The following is a 23,166-nucleotide window of genomic DNA, read 5'->3' as shown; positions in this document are numbered from 1 at the left end:
CTTCCTCGAAATTCACAATATTTGTCCAGCCTGAACGGAGACCTCGGCATCCGCGGCGGCCCGCAGGAGATGACAGGGCCTCGACAAGAAGGCTAATCCACGCCACACTGGTGCCCCATACGGGGGAGCTAAGCAACCCGTATGTCTAGCAGTGTTGAGGTTTTAGGTTGTCAGTAGCAGCAAGGTTGACACTCCGTAACCGTTAGAAAATCATTTCATCGAGATCTGTGCCGATGAGAACCAGGCCGTCTGGCTGTTCCTGCACTCGGGCTCCCGGGGCATCGGCAACAAGATCGCCCAGCACCACATCGGCGTAGCCCAGCATGTCAGCCGGAAGAACCAGGTCTACCTGCCGGACCCGGACCTCGCGTACCTGGACGAGGGCACGCCGCAGTTCGAGAGGTACATTGCCGAGCTGCGCTGGGCCCAGCACTTCGCGCTGCTGAACCGCGAGGAAATGATGGACCGCGTCAGTGCCCAGTTCGGCCGCTGGGTGGGCGGCCGGGTGCAGGAGCGCGAGCGGATCAACTGCCACCACAACTTCACCCAGCAGGAGACCCACTACGGCAAGCCGGTCTGGGTCTCCCGCAAAGGCGCCATCAAAGCCGAGCCCGGCGATCCCGGGCTCATCCCCGGATCCATGGGCACGGCGTCGTACGTGGTGGAGGGCCTGGGCAACCCGGCGTCGCTGAACTCTTCCCCGCACGGCGCGGGCCGGGAGTACTCGCGCAACGCCGCCCGCAAGGCATTCAGCCTGGAGGAACTCAAGCGGGCCATGCGCGGCATCGAATTCCGTGCGTCGGAGGCATTCATCGACGAAATCCCCGCCGCATACAAGCCGATCGACCAGGTGATGCAGGACGCCGCGGACCTCGTGACCGTGCGGCACAAGCTGCGGCAGCTGGTCAACGTGAAGGGCAACTGAACCGCGCAATCCCGGTGCCCCCGCGTCGGAATGTGACGCTAGATGAACGTGCGTGACCCCCCGTTTAGGCTTCATTGAACGCGAATATGTCACTCCCTATGGTGAAACAATGACTAGTTCCAAGCCCGGGATGACCCGCATCGTGGCAGGCGAAAGCGCGGTACCCAAGCGCAAGCGTGCCATCGAGGCCGTCCTGGCCATCGGACTGGTCCTGCTCATCGCCGTCGGTGCGGTGGTCGCGTCCACCGTCTCGCGCAACACTGAGGCGCAGGCCGTCGCCCCCACCCCCGCCGCCGAGCTGAAGCTCGGTTACTTCGGCAACGTCACGCACGCCCCGGCGCTGGTGGGGATCAAGGAAGGCCTCCTGGCCGAATCGCTGGGCAGCACCAGCCTCAGCACCGAGACCTTTAACGCGGGCCCGGCAGCCATCGAGGCATTGAACGCCGGCGCCATCGACGCCGCCTACATTGGACCCAACCCCGCCATCAACTCCTTCGTCAAGAGCCAGGGTGTATCCGTCCGGGTCATCGCCGGTGCTGCGGCAGGCGGTGCCCAGCTGGTGGTCAAGCCGGAGATCAACTCCGCTGCCGACCTTAAGGGCAAGACCATCGCGTCCCCGCAGCTTGGCGGTACCCAGGACGTGGCCCTCCGCGCCTGGCTCGCCCACCAGGGCTACAAGACCAACGTGGACGGCAGCGGCGACGTGGCCATCAACCCGACCGAAAACGCCCAGACGCTCAAGCTGTTCCAGGACGGAAAGCTCGACGGCGCGTGGTTGCCTGAGCCGTGGGCGTCACGCCTGGTGCTTCAGGCCGGAGCCAAGGTGCTTGTTGACGAGAAGGACCTGTGGGACGGCACCGGGACCGGCAAGCCGGGCGAGTTCCCTACCACCATCCTGATCGTGAACCAGAAGTTCGCGGCCGAACACCCGGACACCGTGAAGGCCCTCCTCGCCGGGCACGCGAAGTCGGTGGCGTGGCTGAACGAGGCCCCCGCGGACCGGAAAGCAGCGGTCATCAACTCGGCCCTGCAGGAATCCGCGGGCGCCGCACTGGCCGACGACGTCCTGGCCCGGTCCCTGGCCAACATCACCTTCACCCTTGACCCGCTGGCAGGTGCCTACCCCCGGCTCCTGCAGGACGGCGTCGATGCCGGCACCACGAAGCAGGCCGACATCAGCGGGCTCTTCGACCTCCGGGCACTCAACGAAGTCGCCGGCACCAGCAAGATTTCAGCGGCCGGCCTCGGCCAGGACTGACCAACCCACTACCTAAGGACGGCACCATGCCAGTCGTACTGGAACACCTGGGCAAGCGCTTCGGCGACGGCGCCCCGGTACTGGACGACGTCAACGCCAACATCGAAAAGGGCGAGTTCGTTGCCCTCCTCGGTGCCTCCGGCTGCGGCAAGTCCACCCTGCTGAACATCATTGCGGGGCTGGAGGCGCCGTCGTCGGGCGCCCTGGAAGTACCCAGCGACGGTGCAGCCTTCATGTTCCAGGACGCAGCACTCTTCCCCTGGCTCACGGCCCGCGAAAACATTGAGCTGGCGCTGAAGCTGCGCGGCGTGGGCAAGGCGGAGCGGCGCGTCAAAGCCCAGGAGCTCCTGGAACTGGTGCACCTCGGCGCCGCCGGCGACAAGCGTCCGCACGAGCTGTCCGGCGGCATGCGCCAGCGCGTGTCCCTGGCCCGATCGCTCGCCCAGGACCGGCAGCTGCTGCTCATGGATGAGCCGTTCGCCGCCCTCGATGCGATCACCCGCGACCTCCTCCACGACGAGCTGGAGCGCATCTGGAAGGAAACCGGGCGCACGATTGTCTTCGTCACCCACAACGTCCGTGAAGCCGTGCGGCTGGGCCAGCGCGTACTGCTGCTGTCCTCCCGCCCCGGCCGCGTGGTCCAGGAGTGGGCCGTCACCGAGGAACACCGAACCGACGCCGGGCTCGCCGGCCAGCTGACCGGGGTCATCACTGCCCGGCTGCGGGAGGAGATTCGCCGCCATGCCAAGTAACCCCACCCCCCTCGAGGACAGGACCCCGGTGGTTGGGCCTCTCGAAACGAGGGCGGCATCCGGCGCTTCACCAGCCCCTCATGTGCATGCCGCTTTGACGCGGACGTCTACGGGGAACGAGGACCTTCGGGAGCTTGAGTCCGGGCTGGACTCGCTGCAGTCGGACGCCGAGCGCAAGCACCGGATCGACTGGAGCCGGATCCTGCTGCCCATCGCCGCCCTGGTGGTCCTGGTGCTCATCTGGCAGTTCTACGTCTCGCTTGGGGTCAAGCGCCGCGACCTGGTGCCCGGGCCGCTGGACGTTGTGGCCCAGATGGGCCTTCTCTGGAATGAAGGCAAGCTGCAGGAAGCCATGTGGACCTCGCTGCAGCGCGGCGTGGTGGGTTTCATCATCTCCGTCGCCATCGCCACACCGGTGGGCCTGCTGCTCGCCCAGGTGGCACCACTGCGCCGGGCTTTCGGCCCCCTGATCTCCGGCCTGCAGGTGCTGCCGTCCGTCGCCTGGGTGCCTGCCGCCATCATCTGGTTCGGCCTGACGGACGCCACCGTCTACTTCGTGGTATTCATGGGCGCCATCCCGTCCATCATCAACGGACTCATCTCCGGGGTGGACCAGATCCCGCCGCAGTACCGCCGCGTCGGCACCGTCCTGGGAGCGTCACGGCTGCAGATGGCTCTTCAGGTCATCCTCCCGGCCGCCCTTCCGGGATACCTCGGCGGACTGAAACAGGGCTGGGCCTTCTCCTGGCGCTCACTCATGGCCGCCGAAATCATCGCCGTGGGCGGCACCATCGGCTTCGGCCTGGGCTCGCTGCTGGACCAGGGCCGCATCCTGTCGGACATGTCTGTAGTGATGTCGGCCATCCTGCTGATCCTGGCCGTCGGCATCCTCATCGAACTGCTGGTGTTCGCCCCCATCGAGAAGAAGCTCCTGCGCAGCCGCGGCCTCCTCGCCGGCAGCACACGCTAGCCCCTACCCACCTTCTGCAGAGCCCGACGGCGACCTCCCGCCGTCGGGCTTTGCTGTGCTTCCCTTCCCGACAGGTATACCTTGTTCCTTACCGGACCGCTCCGGCCGGAGGCGCTCAGCGTGAGGCGGATACATGGAACACGGACTGGAACCGGGTCAAGGAATACTGGCGGGCATCGGTTCCACCCCGCTGATCGAACTGCGAAAAGTGGTGCCGCCGGGGTCAGCGCGTGTGCTCGCAAAACTGGAGTATGCGAACCCCACCGGGAGCATGAAGGACCGAATGGCTGTGGCTGCGATCAGCGCCGCCGAAGCCCGGGGCGACATCAGCCCGGGCGATACGGTTGTTGAGTACACCGCCGGAACAACAGGCATCTCGCTCGCCTTGGCCTGTGCGGCCAAGGGCTACCGGCTGCATGTCGTTTTCTCAGACGCTTTCAGCGACGAGAAACGCCGCACCATGGAGGCCCTGGGGGCAACGGTTGAGGACGTACCAAGTGACCAGGGCCGCATCACCGAATCCTTGATCAGGGCCATGATCGCCCGCGCAGGCGAGCTGAGCGCGCAGCCGGGCTACTGGGCCTGCGACCAGCTCAACAACCACGACGCCGTGACCGGATATCTGGCCTTGGGCGAGGAAATCTGGCAGCAATCGCACGGTCTCGTGGATGCCTTAATACAGTCTGTCGGAACTGCCCACTCCATACACGGCGCTGCGCGCGCCCTGCGCCGCCACCTGCCAACGCTTAGGGTCGTGGCCGTCGAGCCGGCTGAGTCGTCCGTACTTTCCGGAGGCCCTACCGGCTCCCACCGGATTGAAGGAATCGGAATCGGCTTCCTGCCGCCGCTGTGGGAACCCGAGGAGGTGGACTCCATAGAGCCGGTCAATTCCGAGGATGCGATGGCGATGAGCCGCCGCCTTGCGCGGGAGGAAGGCATCTTCGCCGGTACCTCCTCGGGAGGAAATGTTGTTGCCGCGCTGCGCGTCGCCGAACAGCTTGGCCCGGATGCAACTGTGGTCACCATCATGGTTGACTCCGGGTTCCGGTATCTCAGCACTGGGCTGTACGGATAGAAGCGCGGCGCCGGTACCTGCAGCGGCTGATCCGGGAGCGCGGCCGATTCCTCACTACGGTCAGCAGCCGAAACGGGGGACTATGACACGGACGCACCGGCTTTCATGGCGAGCACTGCCGCATTCCGAGCCAAAGTGCCCCGCTATGGAGCACGACGGCGGCCCGCCGGGTTTGTGACGCAGCGTTACCTTGCGTGAACTGGTGTTGCTCGGCCTTTGTGGGCGATTGTGACGCGGCCCTACCGTTGATTCATGGCAATTCAGGATATCTACCCCACGGCGCTGCGGCTCCTCGGCCGTCCCGTGTTGGTGGTGGGCGGCGGCCCGGTGGCTGCCCGCCGCGCCAAGGGCCTGCTCGACGCCGGTGCCGTGGTCACCGTGGTGGCTCCCGTTGCCTCTCCCGCGCTCCAGGACATGGCCGACGCCGGCCTGCTCACCTGGGCAGCGCGCCCCTATGACTCCAAAGACGTCGACGGCGTCTGGTTCGTCCAGACGGCCACCGGCGATGCCGCCGTGGACGCCTTGGTATCGGCCGACGCCGAGGCGCAGCGCATCTGGTGCGTCAACGCCTCCGATCACGAAGCCTCCGCGGCCTGGACGCCCGCCGTCGCCGAGGTGGATGACGTCAAGATCGCCGTGAACGCCGGGGGAGACCCGCGCCGCGCCATGGCCGTCCGAGATGCCGTGGCCACCGCCCTGGAAACCGGGGACCTTCCGCTGCGCCGCCGGCGTCCTGCGGCCACCGGTTCGGTTGCCCTCGTGGGCGGCGGTCCCGGCGATACCGGCCTCATCACCGTCCGCGGCCGCCGCCTCCTGGGCCAGGCCGACGTGGTGGTTGCCGACCGCCTTGGCCCCCGCGAACTCCTCAACGAACTGGCCCCTGACGTCCGCGTCATCGAGGTCGGCAAGACGCCCGGCCACCACCCCGTGCCGCAGGCCGAAATCAACCGGATCCTCGTGGACGAGGCCCTGCAGGGCCACCGCGTGGTCCGGCTCAAGGGCGGGGACCCTTACGTCCTGGGCCGCGGCGGCGAGGAAGCCGAGTACTGCCGCCGGCACGGCGTCGAGGTCGAGGTCGTTTCCGGCGTCACCTCAGCGGTCTCAGTCCCCGCCGCCGCGGGCATCCCGGTGACTCACCGCGGCCTGGCCAAGGGCTTCAGCGTGGTCACCGGCCACGAGGAACTGTCGGAGGTTCCGGCCCGCGCCGACCACACCATCGTCCTGCTCATGGGCGTAGGCCAGCTCCGCGAATCAGCGTCCGCGCTGGGCGAAGCCGGCCTGCCCGCCGGCACCCCGGTTGGTATTGTGGAGAACGGATACCTGCCGGACCAGCGCGTGACCATCGGCACGCTTGGTTCCATAGCTGACCAGGCCGAGGCCGCCGGCGTCGCGAATCCCGCAGTGATTGTCATCGGTGACGTGGTGCGCGTGAGCCCTTTCGCGCCGTCGCACTTCAAAACCGCTGACTACAGCACCACCACCCCGAACAAGCCCCGAGTCCTCACCTCCTAGCGAACAAAAGGAACACAGCCGTGTCATCAAGCACCTCCGTAGGTTCTGCCGAACGTCCGCTGCGCGTTGCCGTCGTGGGCTCCGGCCCCGCCGGCGTCTACGCCGCGGACATCCTCACCAAGAGCGAAGCCGTCAAGAGCGGCGAGCTGACCGTGAGCATCGACCTCTTTGACCGCTACCCGGCACCCTACGGCCTGATCCGCTACGGCGTGGCCCCGGACCACCCCCGCATCAAGGGCATCGTCAACGCCCTGCACAAAGTCCTGGACCGCGGTGACATCCGCTTCTTCGGCAACGTCGACTACGGCACAGACCTCACCATCGAGGACCTGCGCACCCACTACGACGCCGTCATCTTCGCCACCGGCGCCATTAAGGACGCGGACCTGAACATTCCCGGCATCGAGCTTGAAGGTTCCTTTGGCGGCGCGGACTTCGTCTCCTGGTACGACGGCCACCCGGACGTGCCGCGCGAATGGCCGCTGGACGCCAAGGAGATCGCCGTCCTCGGTAACGGGAACGTGGCCCTGGACGTGGCCCGCGTCCTGTCCAAGCACGCCGACGACCTGCTCAGCACCGAGATCCCGGACAACGTCTACGCCGGCCTGAAGAATTCGCCCGTCACCGACGTGCACGTCTTCGGCCGCCGCGGCCCCGCCCAGGTCAAGTTCACCCCGCTGGAGCTGCGCGAGTTGTCCCACTCCAAGGACGTGGACATCATCCTGTACCCGGAGGACTTCGAGTTCGACGAGGAATCGGACCGCCAGATCCAGACCAACAACCAGACCAAGACCATGGTGGGCACGCTCACCAACTGGATCGCCGAGCAGCCCGAGGACCTCTCCGAGCTCAAGGCCTCCCGCCGCCTGCACCTGCACTTCCTGCACAGCCCGGTGGAGATCTACGACGACGCCGAGACCCCGGGCAAGGTTGCCGGCATCAAGTTCGAGCGCACCGAACTGGACGGAACGGGCAACGCCCGCGGCACCGGCGAGTTCGTGGACTACCCGGTCCAGGCCGTGTACCGTGCCATTGGGTACTTCGGCTCCCCGCTGCCGGACGTTGAGTTCGACCACAAGAAGGGCGTTGTCACGAACGACGGCGGCCGCGTCCTGGATGCCGACGGCCAGCACGTGCCGGGCCTCTACGCCACCGGCTGGATCAAGCGCGGACCGGTGGGCCTGATCGGCCACACCAAGGGCGACGCCCTCGAGACCGTGACCTACCTGCTGGAAGACCGCGAGAACCTTCCGGTTGCCAGCGTGCCTGCCGAGGACGCCGTCGTTGACCTCCTTGACGCCCGCGGCGTGAAGTTCACCAGCTGGGAAGGCTGGCTGGCACTGGACGCCCACGAGCTCGCCCTGGGCGCCGCTGCCACCGAGGCCGGCGGCTCGCACGGCGTCGAGGTCAAGCGTGAGCGCATCAAGGTGGTGCCGCGCGAGGACATGGTGGAGATCTCCCGCGACGGCGTTGCCGCCCAGGTCTAGCCCAAAAGCAAACGTGGGCCCACACCCGCAGGGTTCCCTGGCCTAGCTTGCGAGGCTAGGGTGCGGGTGGGGAGGTCATCCCGCGCCGGGCCGTAAGGGTTCCCGGCGCGGGATGGCCTCCTTTTTGCTTAAGCCGTTACCGCCCCGCGCCGCCGGCCGCCATGAGCTCAAGGCGCCGGAGGGTTTCGCGGTTCCGGACGCCGATCATGGCGTCCCGCAGGAACTTGGGCATCAGCTTGCCGGGTCCCTTGATGGCGTCTTCGACGATGGTCACCTGGCACTGGTTGCCCCGCTCCTCGAGGGTGATCACCACCTTGGCCTCACCCATCGGCCAACCGCGAGCCACGAGCTCCAGCAACCGGCCGGGCTCGGAGTTCACCACCTTGCTGCTGTCGTTGATGACGAACGGCCAGGCACCCACGGAATGGTGAAGCTGGGCGCCGGTCCGGGGCCACGCGTCATCCACTGCCCGGATCCTGGAGGCTCCCACCACCCATCCGGAATACAGCCAGCCATCGGAGAGGACGCGCCATACGTCGCCTGCGGGGGAGTTGAAGAGCTGGGACACGGTGGACATGGTCTTCCTTCCTTCTGCGGTGCCGGCGTGGTTGTTGCCAGGACGCCCGACGTCGGCGGGTGCCTTGCGCTGCGCGGTGCGGTAGGAGTGCTCGCGCAGCCGCCTGGTCCAAGCGTAGGTCTGCGCCCCCGGCGGCGGGTTTTCCAGCGGGTTGAAGCGCAGGTTGGTGTCGCCGGGCTGGGCACCTGCATGGAGCCGGAGCTCGCCGCACTGGCGCCAGCGTCCCATCGGCCTTGCCCAGAACAAGCCCAGCACCCATTCACCCGAGGACAGCGAACCCGGCGGCAGGCTGATGGTGCGCAGGCCGAGCAGCACCGGGCCTTTCCGGCCCCGGTACGGCATGAGCGTGGTCATGGTGGCGCCGTCAACGTCGAGCCGGGGCTGCAGGAGGAACCGGCCGGGGACGCGCCAGCCGGTGGAGGCGAACAGGACATCCGCGCTGCCGCCGGGCACTCCACCATCGGAAGGCCGGGCCCGGACAGCCAGCCCCAGGACGTCCGGCAGTGCCTGCGGAAGGCCGACTGACCGGGAAAACCTCGCCTCCACCGCGTCAGTGCCCGGAGAATCCAACCAGTCGAGGCCGCTTGGTTGGAAGGGATTCCCAGTCCGGTTCAGCTCGCCGGCCAGGCCCAGGCCCCTCGGGTGGATCGGCCGGCCCGGACGCACCACCTTGAGCAGCCGGAACAGGCCGGCAAAGGACTGCCCCGTCGCTTCGGTGAGGGGCGCACCCAGGCCGCGGGCGCCGTCGTCGGCCGTCTGGTCCGTCGTCAGGTGCGTCATGTTTCCTTCCTACCCAAAACCGCGGAAACTACATGCGGCCGAAACGGGAGCGGATCAAGGCAAAGATGCCGTAGGCGATGAAGCCGGCTCCGATCGCAACCAGCAGGGTGGGGCCGAAGGGGTGGTCGCGGAGGGCCTTGAGGCTGCCGTCCAGCCCCGTGGATTCCTCGGGACGGTGCTTGGCGGCGGCAATGACGAACAGAAGTCCGGTGAGGTTGAGGGCGGCGCCTTTGGCGACGTGCCCGATCACGCCGAGGCTGTCGATCAGCCGGCCGCGGCGCGTCCCATCGAAGTGGAAGAGCTCCTCCTTGAACCCGCGCCGCGCGCCCTTGAACACGAAGTAGATGCCGATCCCGATGATCGTCAGCCCCAGGGCCACCAGCAGCCAGAGGCCCAGCGGGTTGGCCATCAGCGAGGCGCTGAAATCCCGGGCACTGTCCCCGGAGTCCCCGCGCAGCCCCACGGCGAAGCCGGCGAAGCTGAGCCCCACGCTGCCGTAGGCGATGCCCAGGAATCCCGACGAGACAAGCTTGGCCAAGCGCTCCTTGCGCGGCTTGCCCCGCATCCGGAGCGTGGCCTCGCTGGCCTGCCACAGCGACAGCCCGGCGCAGGCAGCAACGCAGGCCCACATCACAATCGGGCCCCAGGGGTTCGCCGCGAGCTGCTCAATGGCACCGGTGGCATCCGCTTCACCCGGCTGCCCGAAGGCCACGGCGACGGCGATGGCCCCGACAATGACGTGGAGCAAGGCCATGACAGCGAACCCGGCGCGCGCCAGGACATCCAGGGCCTTGTGGTTGGAAGCCTCCTCGACGGCGTCCGCCGCCTGGCTCAGCGTAGATTCCCCGTCCGACATGGATCAGCCGTTCATGGGCCCTTCGGCACGCAGCTTCTCCGCGCCCGGTCCCTCCACGTGGATGGTGCAGCGGACCACCAGCCGGCCGGGCGCGTTGCCCAGCTCCACCAGGGAATCGTCGCCACTCAACACAGTGAATACTTCCGAACCTGCAACGGCGCTGACGCCCTTGGCTTCCGCCGTCTCGCGCGCGTTGCGCAGGGCCTCGCGCTGGAGCCCGTCCACGTAGGTGCGGTCATCTTCCCGCGCCGGGTCCCCGAAGGCCCAGCCGAACAATGTGCCTGTGTTTCCCATGGCGACGATATTACGCGTTCCCGTGGCTGAAAGACGGGCTTTCGTAACATTAGTAAGTGTGCTTACCATAGGCGGACCATGACCTTGAGGGGACACGGAAATCGAAGTCCGCAGCAGCGGCATCCCGAAACCAGTTCAACGTTAGGAACGCACATCATGGCAGGAAATCTCATTGCCCGGTCAGTACACGATCTGACGGCAGCGGCGTGGTTCGGCGGTTCCCTGATGGGCGCCATCGGCCTCAACGGTGCAGCGGCGGAAGCCAGGGACCCGTCCGAACGGACCCGGCTCTCAAGCGCCGGCTGGATGAAGTGGGCGCCGATCCAGACGGCGGCGTTCGCCTCCCACCTGGTGGCTGACCTTGCCATCGCTTGGGAGAACAAGGGCCGGATCGCCAAGCAGGAAGGCGTGGCGCGGGACACCGCCATCAAGACGGCCGTGACGGTGGCCGGCGCGGCGGTAACCCTGTACTCGGGCATCCTGGGCAAGAAGGTGGAAAAGCTCGCCGAGGAGGGCTCCGAGGGTGCCACCGAGCCACGGGCGGGTGCCTCCGAGGAACTGCAGGCGGCCCAGCAGCAGCTCAAGGCGCTCCAGTGGGTCATCCCCGCCTTCGCCGGCCTGGTGATCATCCTTGGCGCCAAGCACGGTGAGATGCAGCGTCCCAAGAACGTGTTTGTGGGTCTGCGCTCCTAGCCATCTTTCGCTGCCCGGGCGGCGGCAAGGCGGAACGCACGACGGCGGTCCGGCACCTGGGTGCCGGACCGCCGTCGTGCCTGTGGCTGCTGGAGTTTTTGTCCAGATATGGAGTCCAAAACGCCCTACAAGCCCCCATATCTGGACGAAAACTCCAAGGGTTACTAGACCGGTTTGGTTCCCGCCGCCGGCAGGTCCGGATTCATGTCCTCGAGGTTCGGGTCCTCGGCCGTCCACACCTGGATGATGGCCCATACGACGGCGGCCAGCGGGACGGACAGCACCGCACCCACGATTCCTGCAAGGATTGTGCCAGCGGTCAGTGCCATCAGGATCACCAGCGCATGGAGCTTCAGGGCGTTGCCCATGACGATGGGCTGCAGCAGGTCGCCCTCCAGCTGGTTGACCGCGATGACCACCGCCACCACGATCAGCGCCACCACAGGGCCGTTCGCCACCAGGGCCACCAGGGCGGCCAGGATCCCGGCCACGGTGGCACCCACCAACGGAATGAAGGCGCCGATGAACACGATGATCGCCAGCGGGAACGCCAGCGGAACCTGCAGGATCAACAGGGCGGCGCCGATGGCCACCGTGTCCACGAGCGCCACGATGGCGGTGCCGCGGACATAGCCGCCCAGGACCTCAAGGGTGCGGCGGCCCACCCGGCGCAGCTTGGCTTCGCGCTGCCCGCTGAAGGGGCGGAGCAGGAAGTTCCAGATCTTGGCGCCGTCCTTGAGGAAGAAAAACAGGATGACCACCATCAGGGCGGACCCGGCGAGGAATTCCGTGACCACGGAGAGTCCGGTGATCGCGCCTGAACGGGCCTGGCTGCTGGTGGCGAAGTCAATGATGCCCTGCCGCGCCTGGTTCAGTTGCTCCTGGTCAATGGGGATGGGGCCGGTGCGGAGGAAGTTCTCCAGCTCGTCCAGGCCGGACGAGGCCTGGGCTGCCAGCTCGCCCCACTGGTTCCGGACCGAGAAGTAGATCACCGTGAAAACGCCGCCCAGCAGCAGGAGGAGCCCGATGAAGGCGATGCCGGTGGCCAGCCCGCCCCGCATTCCGCGGCGCCGGAGCATGTTGACGAACGGGCCGATGGCCGCGGCCAGGATCAGTGCGATCAGGATCGGGATAACCAGGAGCTTGATCTGCATCAGGCCATAGACGGACACCACGGCCACCGTCAGGATCAGCAGGATCTGGGCGGAGCGGATGCCCACGCGTCCCAGTCCGTCAGCCCATAAGGCGCCGGCCGGTTTGGTTTCGCCCTGTTTCCCGCCCCGCTGCAGGGCGGACTTTCCAAGGGGTTGACCCTGCCGGGCTGCACCTTCCGCGGTCACGGCCTCCGTGCCCGGTTTCGACTGTTCGGACTCGTTGCCCAGCTCGTGTTCGGTCAGGCGTGTTGATCGCGCCACGGGAACTCCTCATCATCGGCGGCGCCCGCCCGCGGGCGCGGGCAGGCTTACTACCTACGTCAGATAGTAAGCCTACTGACTGACTAGGCGCCGAGCCACTCTGCGCAGGAGTTCAGGTTTCTGTTGACGGTGGCGACGGCGGCCTCTTCGTCGTGCCGTTCGATAGCCTCCAACAGGACTTCGTGGCCCTCCAGCGGCAGCCCCTCGAATCCCGGCCGGGCCTGCTGGGTCAGGAGATCCTGGTGGAGCGCGGGCCCGAAACTGATGTAGAGCTCGTGCAGCAGGGGGTTGCCGGAGGCCTGCGCCACCCGTTCATGGAAGCCCCAGTCGGCACGCGCCCAGGTGTCGTAGTCGCCGGCGTGCCAGGCCTGGTCCCGGGTGGCGAGCAGCCCGCGCAGGGCCGTTACGTCGTCGGCGGTGGCGTTCCGGGCCGCGAGCCGCGCCGCCTGCGTGTCCAGCCCCAGCCGGACCTCCAGGATGTGCTGCTCGGTGTGGTCCTGGTACATCCGGCGGGCGGCGCCGGAGATTTCGCTGGTGGCGCGGACATAGGTGCCGTCGCCGCGGCGGACCTCCAGCATGCCGCTGTGGGCCAGGGCCTTGACGGCCTCGCGCAGGGTGCCGCGGGAAACGCCCAACCCGGCGATCAGCTCGGTTTCGGACGGGATGCGCTGGTTCAGGGGCCACTCGCCGGAGTGCACCATGGACCGCAGCTTGGCGGTCACTTCGTCGGCCAGGGGCGCGCGGGTGGAGGGGCTCAGTGCCATGGCGTCCTACTTTATCTTCTGCTTGCCGGTCATTGCCGGGCCGGTGATCAGGTGCGCCACCACAACCTGGACCAGCGCCAGGGCCAGGAGCAGCGAGAGGGGCAGGGTCCAGCTGCCGGTTGCGCCGTGCAGCAGCCCCATGCCGAAGGGGCCTACGGTCGCCAGCAGGTAACCGGTGGACTGGGCCAGGGTGGACAGCGCAGTGGTCTCGGCGGTGCTCGAGCCGCTGCGGCTGATCATCACCATCACCAGCGGGAAGATTCCCAGGCCGAAGCCGACCAGGATCGCCGAGACGAAGGCAAGCTGCACCGGCAGTGCCAGGAGTGCTACGAGGCCCAGGACCATGACGATGCTGACCAGGTAGAACGCCGGGCGCAGCATCCTGGGCCGGGAACCGATGGCGATCAGGGCCATGCCGGCCGGTACCGAAACGAGCTGCATCAGCCCGAACATCAGGCCGCTGTCCGTCGCGCTGAGGCCCAGGGTGGTGAGCATATAGGGGTACCAGCTCATCAGGGCGTACGCGAGCAGGGCCTGGAGGGTGAAGATTGCCGTGAGGAGCAGGCCCTTGCGGGTGCGCAGCAGCGGCCAGGGTGTTACCGGCCCGCCGGTGGCACGGCGGCTGTTGCGGTGGGCGTGCAGCGCCACCGGCAGGAAGCCCAGGAAAGCAGCGACGGCGGTGATCCCGATAGCTCCGACGGCGGCGGACGGTGAACCGAGGGACTGCGCCAGCGGGACCACAGCCACGGAGGTGACGGTTGCCCCGGTGGTCATGGTTACCGTGTATAGGCCTGTCATCAGCGAGGTCCGGGAAGCAAAGTGTTCGCGGATAAGGGACGGCATGGCCACATTGCAGACCGCCAGCCCGGACATGCCGAGCACGCTGCCGGCCAGTAGCATCCCGGTGGCCGGAATGCCGCGCAGCAGGAGCCCGCCGGCGAGCATGGCCAGGGCCAGGAGGATGGCCTTCTCCACGCCCAGCCGCCCGGTCAGCCAGGACGTTCCGGCGCCGGCCAAGGCAAAGCAGAGGGTGGGGATGGACGGAATGACGGCCGCCACCAGCGCGCCGTATCCGAGTACCGCCTGCAGGTCGTGGAGCAGGGCCGACGCCCCGGTGATGCCCGCGCGCAGGTTCAGTCCGATCAGCACCAGCGCTATGACGCCGAAGACGACGGCGGAGCGTGGCCGGGCCTGGACGGCTGCCACCGGGGACGCCGCAACAGCCGGTGCAACCGCCGTGATCGGAACAGAAGCCGCAGCGCGGGCAGGGGCCAGCGCGGCAGGAGCGGGGCAGGGCGTGGACGCGAGGGCGGAAGGGGGTGGAGTTGCGGGCATACGTCCAGACTAAACGTTAGACGTTTGATGTCTAGGGTTTTGTGGGCAAGCTCTCCCGGCCGTGCACCAGCAGGTCATAGACTGCCTAAGCCGGGTGCCAACCACCCGGACTACGCAATGCAGCGGATGTGGAAGGACGGTTGTGGAGGCTTCCCAGGGACTCGAGGTCGAGAAGAAATACGACGTCGGCAAGGACGCCACGGTGCCGCCGCTGGATGGCCTGCCGGGTGTGGCGCGCGTGGCCGAGCCGCATACGGCCAAGCTGGAAGCCGTGTACTTCGATACCGCAGACCACACGCTGGCCTCCCGCCGCATCACCCTCCGCCGCCGGACCGGCGGAAATGGTGCCGGCTGGCACCTGAAGCTGCCGCCCCAAGCAGCCGAAACCGGGGCCACGGAACCCCAGCAGCGCCGCGAGCTGCACGCCCCGCTGGGCCAGGCCGACGTCGTGCCCGACACCCTCCTGGACCGTGTCCAGGCATACCTCCGCGGAGCCGAACTGGTTCCGGTGGTGAAGCTGCGCACCAGGCGGACGACCCACGCCCTCCACGGGGACGACGGCGTCCACCTGGCCGACCTGGCGGACGACCGGGTCACGGCGGAACGGCTGCCGGGTCAGGACGGAGCTGATGGCGGGCACAAACAGCAGTGGCGGGAATGGGAACTGGAACTCGTCAATGGCGACGCCAGCCTCTTCGCCCCCGCCGAACAGCTGCTGGTGGGGGCCGGAGCCCGCCCGGCGGCCCACGCCTCGAAGCTGGCCAAGGCGCTTGGCGCATCAGCCGGGGACCAGGACGACGCCAATGCCGCTCCCGACGAAGCCATCCCCGCCCTGCCGGCCGGCAAGAAGTCGCCGGCTACCGCCGTCGTCACCGTTTATGCTGCAGCCCAGATCAGGGAGCTCCTTGCCCAGGACGCCGCCATCAGGCTCGAAGAGCCGGAGGCAGTGCATGACATGCGCTCCGCCACGCGCCGGCTCCGCTCCGTCCTGGCTGGCTACCGCAAGCTGTACAGGGCGGTGCCGGTACGCCGGTTGCGGGACGAACTCAAATGGCTGGGCCAGCTCCTGGGCGGGCCGCGGGACGCCGAGGTATTGCAGGCCCGGCTCCGCGGGCACCTTGATGACCTGGGGCAGGGCCCCGGCCCCGACGCTGCCCGGGACCGGGTGGAGCGCCAGACCGGTGCCACGTACGACGCGGGATACCGCCGGCTCCAGGAGGCCCTGCGCACCGACCGCTACTTCCGGCTGCTGGACAGCCTGGAGGAGTTCCGAGACAACCCGCCCGTCCGCGCGGAAACGGTGGCGCCCGGACGCCGTGCGGCTGCGAAGGCGGTGGACAGGGCGGCGAAAAAGCTCCGGCGCTCCCACCGGGCGGCCGTCCGCGCCCGCCGCGGTACTGACCATGAGAACGCCCTCCACCGGGTGCGCAAGGATGCCAAAAAGCTCCGGCATGTGGCGGAGTCGGCCGCCCTGGTCAAAGGGAAGCGGGCCCGCAAGGTGGCGAAGGCAGCCCACCGGCAACAGAAGATCCTGGGCGACTACCACGATGCGGTGGTGGCCCGCGACCTGCTGGCGGGCCTGGGCTCGGACCGGGACCGGCTGCCCGTCAGTGAAACCTACGCCGCCCTGCTGCAGCGGCAGGAGGAACTGATGGCCGCCGCCGAGGCCAAGTACCGGAAGGCCCGCAAGAAGTCCCGGGACCTGCTGCGGCGCGGGGTCATCTGAGGCGGGGGATGCAGCCTATTTGCCCTGCCGCGCGGACAGCCGGGCGACAGCCAGCGCCAGCCACAGCTGCACCCGGTCCGGGGTCACGGCGGGATCGTATCCGGTCAGCTCGGTGATCTGGGCCAGCCGGTACCGGACCGTGTTGCGGTGCAGCGTCAGCTGCTCGGCGACGGCGGCCACCGAACCGTTGTTGTTCAGGTAGCTTTCCAGCGTGGTCATGAGCTCCGCGCCATGGGCGGCGTCGAACGCCCGGAGCGGGTTCAGGGACTCATGCGCCATGTCTGCCAGCGGCACGTCCTCGCTGGCCAGCAGCAGCGAGGTCAGGCTCAACCTCTCCGGCTCATTGACCGGCAGGCCGTGGCTCGCCGCATCCCGCGCCTCGAAATAGCTCCAGCGCAGGCCGTTCGGCTTGGTGTAGGCCCCGCCGATGCCGATGGTGGCGTGGATGCCCGCCTCCGCCAGATGGTCGCTGAGCTTCCGCGCCAAAGCCGGCGCCGCCCCGCCGTCGTCATTGACCACCACTACCAGGTCCTTGCCCACGACGGCGGCCACCGAGTTCTCGAGTTCCCGCGGCACCGCGGTGCTGCCCAGGGCCTTGTTATGGGCGGCGGAGACCGCCAGGAGCACCACGTTCTTCCGGGTGCTGTTGATGCCCACGCCGGCCAGGCGGCGTTGGGCCTCGCTCGTCTCCAGTGCGCCGTGGATGACGTCCTCGAGCACCTGGCCGCACAGGGCGCGCTGGGCCTGGCGCTGCTTGACCATGTTGTTCAGCTCCACGCTGATCAGGTTCTGGGCGTAGCCGATGATGCCGGAGTCCTCGAACGGCTGCCGGACCCAGAGGGTGCAGGCGTCCCGCCGGCCGGTGGGGATCGGATAGGTGGACCAGGAATCCGCGGACGGGGCTGCGCTGCTGCTGTTATACAGCTGCGCCGTGAACTGGGTCAGCGCGATATCGGTGCGCAGCATGCTGCCCAGCTGCTTCAGGAGTTCGGCCAGCCCGCCGCCCGTCAGCAGGGCGCGGGCCAGGACCTGGTGCCCGGCGATCAGCCGCTCCAGCTTGGCGTAGTGGTCCGCGGACTGGGCGTCGGCCACCAGCTTGGTTATGGCGATGAAGGGCGTCTCGTAGGGGACCTCCACCACGGGCAGGGCCCACCGGTTGGCCTCGGCCAGCAGCGCGGGCGGCACCGCCTCATGCGAAAGCCCGACGCCGAACCCGATGCCCACCGCGCCCGCCCGCTGCACCTGGCGGACAAAGCGCCGCTGCTCCGGCGCGGACTTCAGCCGCAGGCCGGTAGTCAGGATCAGCTCGCCGCCGTTGAGGAACCGCTGCGGGTCCTCCAGCTCCGTGACCGCCACCCAGTTAATGTCCTGGTGCCAGGTGGTCTCGGCGACTCCCGCCTTGGACAGCTTGAGGGAGTTCACGCCCAGCAGAGCAGCGAGGGAAATGGCCATGGATCAAGGATAAACGCCTGCTGGACAACCGCACTAAACACCGCGTGGAAGGGTGTGCAGGTGGCTATTCACTGCGCTGGGGTGCTGGCATAGGCTCAAACCAGTTCCATCCCATCCGCCTGCCGCTGATGGCCGCTCAGAGAAGAGGTTGCACACCGTGGTCCAAACCTTGCAGAACTTCATTAACGGTGAGTTCGTCACGCCCGCCGGCACCGGCCGGCTGGACATCATCAACCCCACCAACGGGGAAGTGGTGGCGCAGTCACCCATCTCGGTGCAGGCCGACGTGGACGCCGCCATGGCCGCTGCGCAGGACGCCTTCAAAACCTGGAAGCACGTCACCCCGGGCCAGCGGCAGCTCATGCTGCTCAAGCTGGCTGACGCCGTCGAGGCCAACAGCGACGAACTGGTTGAAGCCCAGCACCGCAACACCGGCCAGGTGCGGTCGCTGATCGCTTCCGAGGAAGTGGCCGCCGGCGCCGACCAGCTCCGCTTCTTCGCCGGCGCCGCCCGCATCCTTGAGGGCAAGTCAGCCGGCGAGTACTTCGAGGGCCACACCTCCTACGTCCGCCGTGAACCCATCGGCGTGGTGGCGCAGGTGGCCCCCTGGAACTACCCGTTCCTGATGGCCATCTGGAAGATCGGGCCCGCGCTGGCCGCCGGCAACACCGTTGTCCTCAAGCCCTCGGACACCACTCCGGAATCCACCCTGGTCCTGGCCCGCCTCGCCAAGGACATCTTCCCCGCCGGCGTCCTGAACGTCATCCTGGGCACGGGTGAAACCGGCGCAATGATGGTGGACCACCAGGTCCCCGGCCTGGTGTCCATCACCGGTTCCGTCCGGGCAGGCATCGCCGTGGCCTCCGGCGCGGCCAAGAGCCTCAAGCGCGCCCACCTGGAACTGGGCGGCAAGGCTCCGGCCATCGTCTTCAAGGACGCCGACATCAAGAAGAGCGCCGCCGCCATCGCCGAATTCGCCTTCTTCAATGCCGGCCAGGACTGCACCGCCATCACCCGCGTGCTGGTGGAGGATTCGGTGCACGACGACGTCGTGGCCGCCATGGTGGAACACACCCGGACCCTGCACACCGGTTCGCAGAACGACGAAGACAACTACTTCGGCCCGCTGAACAACGTCAACCACTTCAACGCCGTGACGTCCGTGGTGGAAAACCTGCCCGCCAACTGCCGGATCGAAACCGGCGGCCACCGGGCGGGGGAGAAGGGCTACTTCTTCGAGCCCACCATCATCACCGGCGCCAAGCAGACCGACGACGTGGTCCAGAAGGAGACCTTCGGCCCCGTCATCACCGTGCAGAAGTTCAGCACCGAGGAAGAAGCCGTTGAACTGGCCAACGGCGTGGAATACGCCCTGGCCTCCAGCGTCTGGACCAGCAACCACGGCACCGCCATGCGCCTCAGCCGTGACCTGGACTTCGGCGCCGTCTGGATCAACACGCACATCCTCCTCACCGCCGAAATGCCCCACGGCGGCTTCAAGCAGTCCGGCTACGGCAAGGACCTCTCCATGTACGGCGTGGAGGACTACACACGCATCAAGCACGTCATGAGCGCGCTCGACGCCTAGTCCCCACCGGCCCCCTAACCTCGCTTCGCTTCGGCCAGGGAACCCTGCCGGCGTGGGCCCATTTAGTAAAGAAAGAACCCCAATGACCGCAACAGCATCAGAAATCACCTACCGGCTGGAGCAGAAGCGCAGCGTCCAGGCCGACTTCCCGGGCCCCAAGTCCGCTGCCTTGGCCGAACGCCGCAAGTCTGTGGTGGCCGCAGGCGTCGCCTCCGGCGTTCCGGTTTACGTTGCCGACGCGGACGGCGGCATCATCAAGGACGTGGACGGCAACTCGTTCATCGACCTCGGCTCGGGCATTGCGGTGACCAGCGTGGGCGCGTCCGATCCCGCCGTCGTCGGTGCCGTCAAGGAAGCCGTGGAGCACTTCACCCACACCTGCTTCATGGTGACCCCATACGAAGGCTATGTGGCTGTCGCCGAGCAGCTGAACCGGCTCACCCCCGGCGACCACGAAAAGCGCACCGTGCTCTTCAACTCCGGTGCCGAAGCCGTGGAAAACGCCATCAAGGTGGCACGCCTCGCCACCGGGCGCGACGCCGTCGTTGCCTTCGACCACGCCTACCACGGCCGCACCAACCTCACCATGGCGCTGACCGCCAAGGCCATGCCGTACAAGACCAACTTCGGCCCGTTCGCGCCCGAGGTCTACCGCATGCCCATGAGCTACCCGTACCGCGAGGAAAACCCCGCCATCACGGGCGCCGAGGCAGCCAAGCGCGCCATCACCATGATCGAGAAGCAGATCGGCGGGGACCAGGTTGCCGCGATCATCATCGAACCGATCCAGGGCGAGGGCGGCTTCATCGTCCCGGCTGAGGGCTTCCTCCCGGCGCTGGCCGCCTGGGCCAAGGAAAAGGGCATCGTCTTCATCGCGGACGAGGTGCAGTCCGGATTTTGCCGCACCGGCGAATGGTTCGCCGTCAACCACGAGGGCATCGTCCCGGACATCATGACCATGGCCAAGGGCATCGCCGGCGGCATGCCGCTGTCCGCCATCACCGGCCGCGCCGACCTGCTCGACGCCGTCCACCCCGGCGGCCTTGGCGGCACCTACGGCGGCAACCCGGTGGCCTGCGCGGCAGCGCTGGCTTCCATCGGTTCAATGGAGGAGTATGACCTGGCCGGCCGCGCCCGCCACATCGAATCCCTCGCCACCAGCCGTCTCCGCGAGCTGCAGGCTGAACTCGCCGACGCCGGAACCACCGTGATCGGTGACGTCCGCGGCCGCGGCGCCATGCTGGCCATCGAACTGGTCCAGGCCGGTTCGAAGGAACCCAACCCGGAGCTGACCAAGGCTGTTGCCGCCGCCTGCCTCAAGGAAGGCGTCATCATCCTCACCTGCGGCACCTATGGCAACGTCATCCGGCTGCTCCCGCCGCTGGTCATCACTGACGAGCTCCTGAACGACGGCCTGGACGTCCTGGCCGCCGCCATCAAGGCGAACGCTTAACCGGAACGACTCCCTCCGGCAACGCCGGGAAGGCGGGCCCAGTTCTTGCGAACCGGGCCCGCCTTCCTTGGTTAACGGTGCGCCTACGCGGCGGTGCGGAGGGCGGCCTTGCGGGCCACGGAATTCCTGCGGGCGTTGCGCAGCATGTCTACCGTCAGCACCAGAAGGGCCAGCCACACCACACCGAAACCGATCCAGCGTTCCAGGGTCATGGCCTCGCGGAACACCAGCAGCGCCACGATGAACTGCAGCAGCGGAGCAAAATATTGCAGCAGGCCGATGGTGGTCATCGGCAACCGCCGGGCGGAAGCGCCGAAGAAGAGCAGCGGGACGGCGGTGATCACGCCGGAAGCCAGCAGCAGCCAGAAGTGGCCGGGGCCCTGGGTAGTGAGGGTGGCCACCCCGGCCACGCCGAGGTAGACCATCGTCGCCGCTGCGACCGGTGCCAGCACCATCGTCTCCACGCTGAGGCTGGTCACAGCGTCCACCCTGGAGCCCACGCGCTTCTTCACGAAGCCGTAGAGGCCGAAGCTGAAGGCCAGCGTGAGGGCAATCCACGGCAGCTTGCCGTAGGAGTAGGTAAGCACCCCCACCGCCACGAAACCGATGCCCACGGCGGCCCACTGCAGCGGGCGCAGCCTCTCCTTGAGGACCAGGACGCCAAGGAGGACCGAGACCAGCGGATTGATGAAGTACCCCAGCGAGGTTTCCACGGCCTGGTTGGTGGTCACGCCGTAGGTATAGGTCAGCCAGTTGACGGCGATGAGGAGTGCCGCGAGGGTTAGGCTGCCAAAGACTGCCCGGTTCCGGAAAGCCGCAATGAGGGCCGGCCAGGCGCGCGTAACGGTGATCAGCAGGGCGCAGAACAGCAGCGACCACACCACCCGGTTGGCAACGATTTCGACGGCGCCGGCCGGCTGGAGCACGAAGAAGTACAGGGGGAGCAGCCCCCACAGCCCGTAGGCGCCGACGCCAAAGAGGATTCCCGCCGTCGTGTCTTTGTCCACTGCCTTCGGTGGCCGCGGAGGAGTGCGCCCTCCTGGCCCCGCCGAAGCGCGCCGGGCCGGGGATGTGGCGGCGGGGCTGGAGAGGCTGGCGGACTGGGCTCCATCGGGGATTGGCACGACACCCATAACACCAGCCGCCGGCGAGGTATTCCAAGCATTCGGGCGGGAAAACCCAAAATAGTCAGTAGGCTTGCTTTTATGACTTGTGCCGAACTGCCGGAGTCCGCCCCATGAGGCTCCGGCGCAGCAACGCCTCGGGCCGGGGGTACCGGCGGATACCGGCAGGAAAAGGGTTTAGCTACCGGGACCTGAACGGCTCCACCGTGCCTGCTGGCCCGGTTCGGGAACGGCTGGAGAGCATCGGGATTCCCCCGGCCTGGACCGACGTCTGGATCGCCCCGTTCGAAAACGGGCACATCCAGGCCACCGGCGTGGACGCCGTGGGCAGGCGCCAGTACATCTACCATCCCGAGTGGCGCGCGCGGAAGGACCGGCTGAAGTTTGACCGGTCCCTCCAGCTGGCGGAGTCGCTGCCGACCGCCCGCCGCCGGGTGACCATGGACCTGCGCAGCGAAGGATTCACCTATGACCGCGTCCTGGCCGGGGCGTTCCGCATGCTGGACAGCGGCTCCTTGCGGGTGGGGTCCGAGCGGTACACGAACGAAAACGGCAGCCGCGGCCTGGCGACCCTCCTGTGCGCGCACGTCCAGGTACGGAAGGACCGCATTCTGCTCCGGTTCCCCGGAAAAAGCGGCAAGGACTGGGAATCCGAAATGCGGGACCCCGACCTTGCCGTCCTGCTGCGCCTGCTCAAGCGCCGGGGACCCAACGCCAGGCTCCTGGCCTACAAGATTGGCCGGACCTGGCACCCGGTGACGAGCGCTGAGATCAACGCCTACGTGAAGGAACGGACGGGCTCGGACTTCACGGCCAAGGACTTCCGGACCCTGCGCGGTACTGTTGCGGCAGCCGTCAGCCTCGCCCGCACCGGCCCCCAGCGGACTGTCGCCAAGCGGAAGCGGGCCATCAGCCGCGCCATGATGGACGCCGCCGAAGTACTGGGGAACACGCCGTCGATCGCCCGGAAGAGCTATGTTGACCCGCGCGTGGTGGACCACTACAACGACGGCGAAACCATCGATCCCAAGCGGACGGATTCCGCGGAGGCGGAGCTCCGGGCACTGCTTTACCGCGAAGGCAAGTTGGTCCCGCTGGCCAAGAGCGGCTGAGGCCTAGAATAAGGAACT

At 67.6% G+C, this 23,166-nt stretch carries 19 protein-coding genes and 1 pseudogene; 12 read left to right on the top strand and 8 right to left on the bottom strand.

Going from position 1 to position 23,166, the window contains the following annotated elements; all coding sequences use genetic code 11:
* Window positions 1-208: 208 nt before the first annotated feature.
* The 7 genes and pseudogenes from AC5RU7_RS03600 to AC5RU7_RS03570 form a co-directional block, all read left to right on the top strand.
* A pseudogene (locus tag AC5RU7_RS03600) lies at window positions 209-925 on the top strand (RtcB family protein); the annotation flags it as partial.
* Between the two features lie 130 nt (window positions 926-1,055).
* A complete protein-coding gene (locus tag AC5RU7_RS03595) occupies window positions 1,056-2,183 on the top strand; it encodes an ABC transporter substrate-binding protein (protein ID WP_494051352.1) in 1,128 nt (375 codons plus the stop codon).
* Window positions 2,184-2,209: 26 nt separating this feature from the next.
* Complete coding sequence (locus AC5RU7_RS03590) at window positions 2,210-2,935, top strand: ABC transporter ATP-binding protein (RefSeq protein ID WP_494051088.1); 726 nt, start codon at window positions 2,210-2,212, stop codon at window positions 2,933-2,935.
* Window positions 2,925-3,905: an ABC transporter permease gene (locus AC5RU7_RS03585; protein ID WP_494051087.1), complete on the top strand. Its 981-nt coding sequence runs from the start codon at window positions 2,925-2,927 to the stop codon at window positions 3,903-3,905. The genes AC5RU7_RS03590 and AC5RU7_RS03585 overlap by 11 nt, the downstream gene beginning before the upstream one ends.
* A gap of 133 nt (window positions 3,906-4,038) precedes the next feature.
* Window positions 4,039-4,980 carry a PLP-dependent cysteine synthase family protein gene (locus AC5RU7_RS03580; RefSeq protein WP_494051086.1) on the top strand — a complete coding sequence of 314 codons (942 nt, stop codon included), beginning with the start codon at window positions 4,039-4,041 and terminating at the stop codon, window positions 4,978-4,980.
* 252 nt (window positions 4,981-5,232) lie between these two features.
* Complete coding sequence (cobA, locus tag AC5RU7_RS03575) at window positions 5,233-6,492, top strand: uroporphyrinogen-III C-methyltransferase (RefSeq protein WP_494051085.1); 1,260 nt, start codon at window positions 5,233-5,235, stop codon at window positions 6,490-6,492.
* A gap of 20 nt (window positions 6,493-6,512) precedes the next feature.
* Window positions 6,513-7,979, top strand: a complete 1,467-nt coding sequence (locus tag AC5RU7_RS03570) for an FAD-dependent oxidoreductase (RefSeq protein ID WP_494051084.1) — start codon at window positions 6,513-6,515, stop codon at window positions 7,977-7,979.
* 136 nt (window positions 7,980-8,115) lie between these two features.
* On the opposite strand, the gene AC5RU7_RS03565 is transcribed toward AC5RU7_RS03570, so the two are convergent.
* Genes AC5RU7_RS03565 through AC5RU7_RS03555 form a run of 3 tightly spaced genes read right to left on the bottom strand, consistent with a single transcriptional unit; the run spans window position 8,116 to window position 10,486 of the window.
* Window positions 8,116-9,336 (bottom strand): SRPBCC family protein, encoded by a 1,221-nt coding sequence (locus tag AC5RU7_RS03565; protein WP_494051083.1) that lies wholly within the window; start codon window positions 9,334-9,336, stop codon window positions 8,116-8,118.
* A 28-nt stretch (window positions 9,337-9,364) separates the two neighbouring features.
* Window positions 9,365-10,192 (bottom strand): DUF1206 domain-containing protein, encoded by an 828-nt coding sequence (locus AC5RU7_RS03560; RefSeq protein WP_494051082.1) that lies wholly within the window; start codon window positions 10,190-10,192, stop codon window positions 9,365-9,367.
* A 3-nt stretch (window positions 10,193-10,195) separates the two neighbouring features.
* Complete coding sequence (locus AC5RU7_RS03555) at window positions 10,196-10,486, bottom strand: hypothetical protein (protein ID WP_494010306.1); 291 nt, start codon at window positions 10,484-10,486, stop codon at window positions 10,196-10,198.
* 156 nt (window positions 10,487-10,642) lie between these two features.
* Here AC5RU7_RS03555 and AC5RU7_RS03550 point away from each other — a divergent pair, with 156 nt between their 5' ends.
* The gene (locus tag AC5RU7_RS03550) at window positions 10,643-11,179 is read left to right on the top strand and encodes a hypothetical protein (RefSeq protein ID WP_494051081.1); all 537 of its coding nucleotides are present in this window, start codon (window positions 10,643-10,645) and stop codon (window positions 11,177-11,179) included.
* A gap of 164 nt (window positions 11,180-11,343) precedes the next feature.
* Here AC5RU7_RS03550 and AC5RU7_RS03545 read toward each other — a convergent pair whose 3' ends face one another.
* The 3 genes from AC5RU7_RS03545 to AC5RU7_RS03535 all read right to left on the bottom strand — a co-directional run bounded on the left by AC5RU7_RS03545 (window position 11,344) and on the right by AC5RU7_RS03535 (window position 14,693).
* Entirely contained in the window at window positions 11,344-12,594 is a 1,251-nt protein-coding gene (locus AC5RU7_RS03545; protein WP_494051080.1) for an AI-2E family transporter, read from the bottom strand.
* Between the two features lie 83 nt (window positions 12,595-12,677).
* Window positions 12,678-13,358 (bottom strand): FadR/GntR family transcriptional regulator, encoded by a 681-nt coding sequence (locus AC5RU7_RS03540; RefSeq protein ID WP_494051079.1) that lies wholly within the window; start codon window positions 13,356-13,358, stop codon window positions 12,678-12,680.
* A 6-nt stretch (window positions 13,359-13,364) separates the two neighbouring features.
* Window positions 13,365-14,693 carry an MFS transporter gene (locus tag AC5RU7_RS03535; RefSeq protein ID WP_494051078.1) on the bottom strand — a complete coding sequence of 443 codons (1,329 nt, stop codon included), beginning with the start codon at window positions 14,691-14,693 and terminating at the stop codon, window positions 13,365-13,367.
* 142 nt (window positions 14,694-14,835) lie between these two features.
* Here AC5RU7_RS03535 and AC5RU7_RS03530 point away from each other — a divergent pair, with 142 nt between their 5' ends.
* Window positions 14,836-16,419: a CYTH and CHAD domain-containing protein gene (locus AC5RU7_RS03530; protein WP_494051077.1), complete on the top strand. Its 1,584-nt coding sequence runs from the start codon at window positions 14,836-14,838 to the stop codon at window positions 16,417-16,419.
* Window positions 16,420-16,434: 15 nt separating this feature from the next.
* Here the strand turns inward: AC5RU7_RS03530 and AC5RU7_RS03525 are convergent, their stop codons facing one another.
* Entirely contained in the window at window positions 16,435-17,871 is a 1,437-nt protein-coding gene (locus tag AC5RU7_RS03525) for a PucR family transcriptional regulator (protein ID WP_494051076.1), read from the bottom strand.
* Between the two features lie 157 nt (window positions 17,872-18,028).
* Here AC5RU7_RS03525 and AC5RU7_RS03520 point away from each other — a divergent pair, with 157 nt between their 5' ends.
* Both AC5RU7_RS03520 and gabT read left to right on the top strand, forming a co-directional pair.
* Window positions 18,029-19,459, top strand: a complete 1,431-nt coding sequence (locus tag AC5RU7_RS03520; protein ID WP_494010312.1) for an aminobutyraldehyde dehydrogenase — start codon at window positions 18,029-18,031, stop codon at window positions 19,457-19,459.
* Window positions 19,460-19,541: 82 nt separating this feature from the next.
* Window positions 19,542-20,912 carry a 4-aminobutyrate--2-oxoglutarate transaminase gene (gabT, locus tag AC5RU7_RS03515; RefSeq protein WP_494051075.1) on the top strand — a complete coding sequence of 457 codons (1,371 nt, stop codon included), beginning with the start codon at window positions 19,542-19,544 and terminating at the stop codon, window positions 20,910-20,912.
* A gap of 83 nt (window positions 20,913-20,995) precedes the next feature.
* On the opposite strand, the gene rarD is transcribed toward gabT, so the two are convergent.
* Window positions 20,996-22,045, bottom strand: a complete 1,050-nt coding sequence (rarD, locus tag AC5RU7_RS03510; RefSeq protein WP_494051074.1) for an EamA family transporter RarD — start codon at window positions 22,043-22,045, stop codon at window positions 20,996-20,998.
* 104 nt (window positions 22,046-22,149) lie between these two features.
* Here rarD and AC5RU7_RS03505 point away from each other — a divergent pair, with 104 nt between their 5' ends.
* Complete coding sequence (locus tag AC5RU7_RS03505; protein WP_494051073.1) at window positions 22,150-23,148, top strand: DNA topoisomerase IB; 999 nt, start codon at window positions 22,150-22,152, stop codon at window positions 23,146-23,148.
* Window positions 23,149-23,166: the final 18 nt, after the last annotated feature.

It is taken from the genome of Arthrobacter sp. K410C, assembly GCF_059090105.1.
This window is presented reverse-complemented; position numbering and strand designations above follow the sequence as displayed.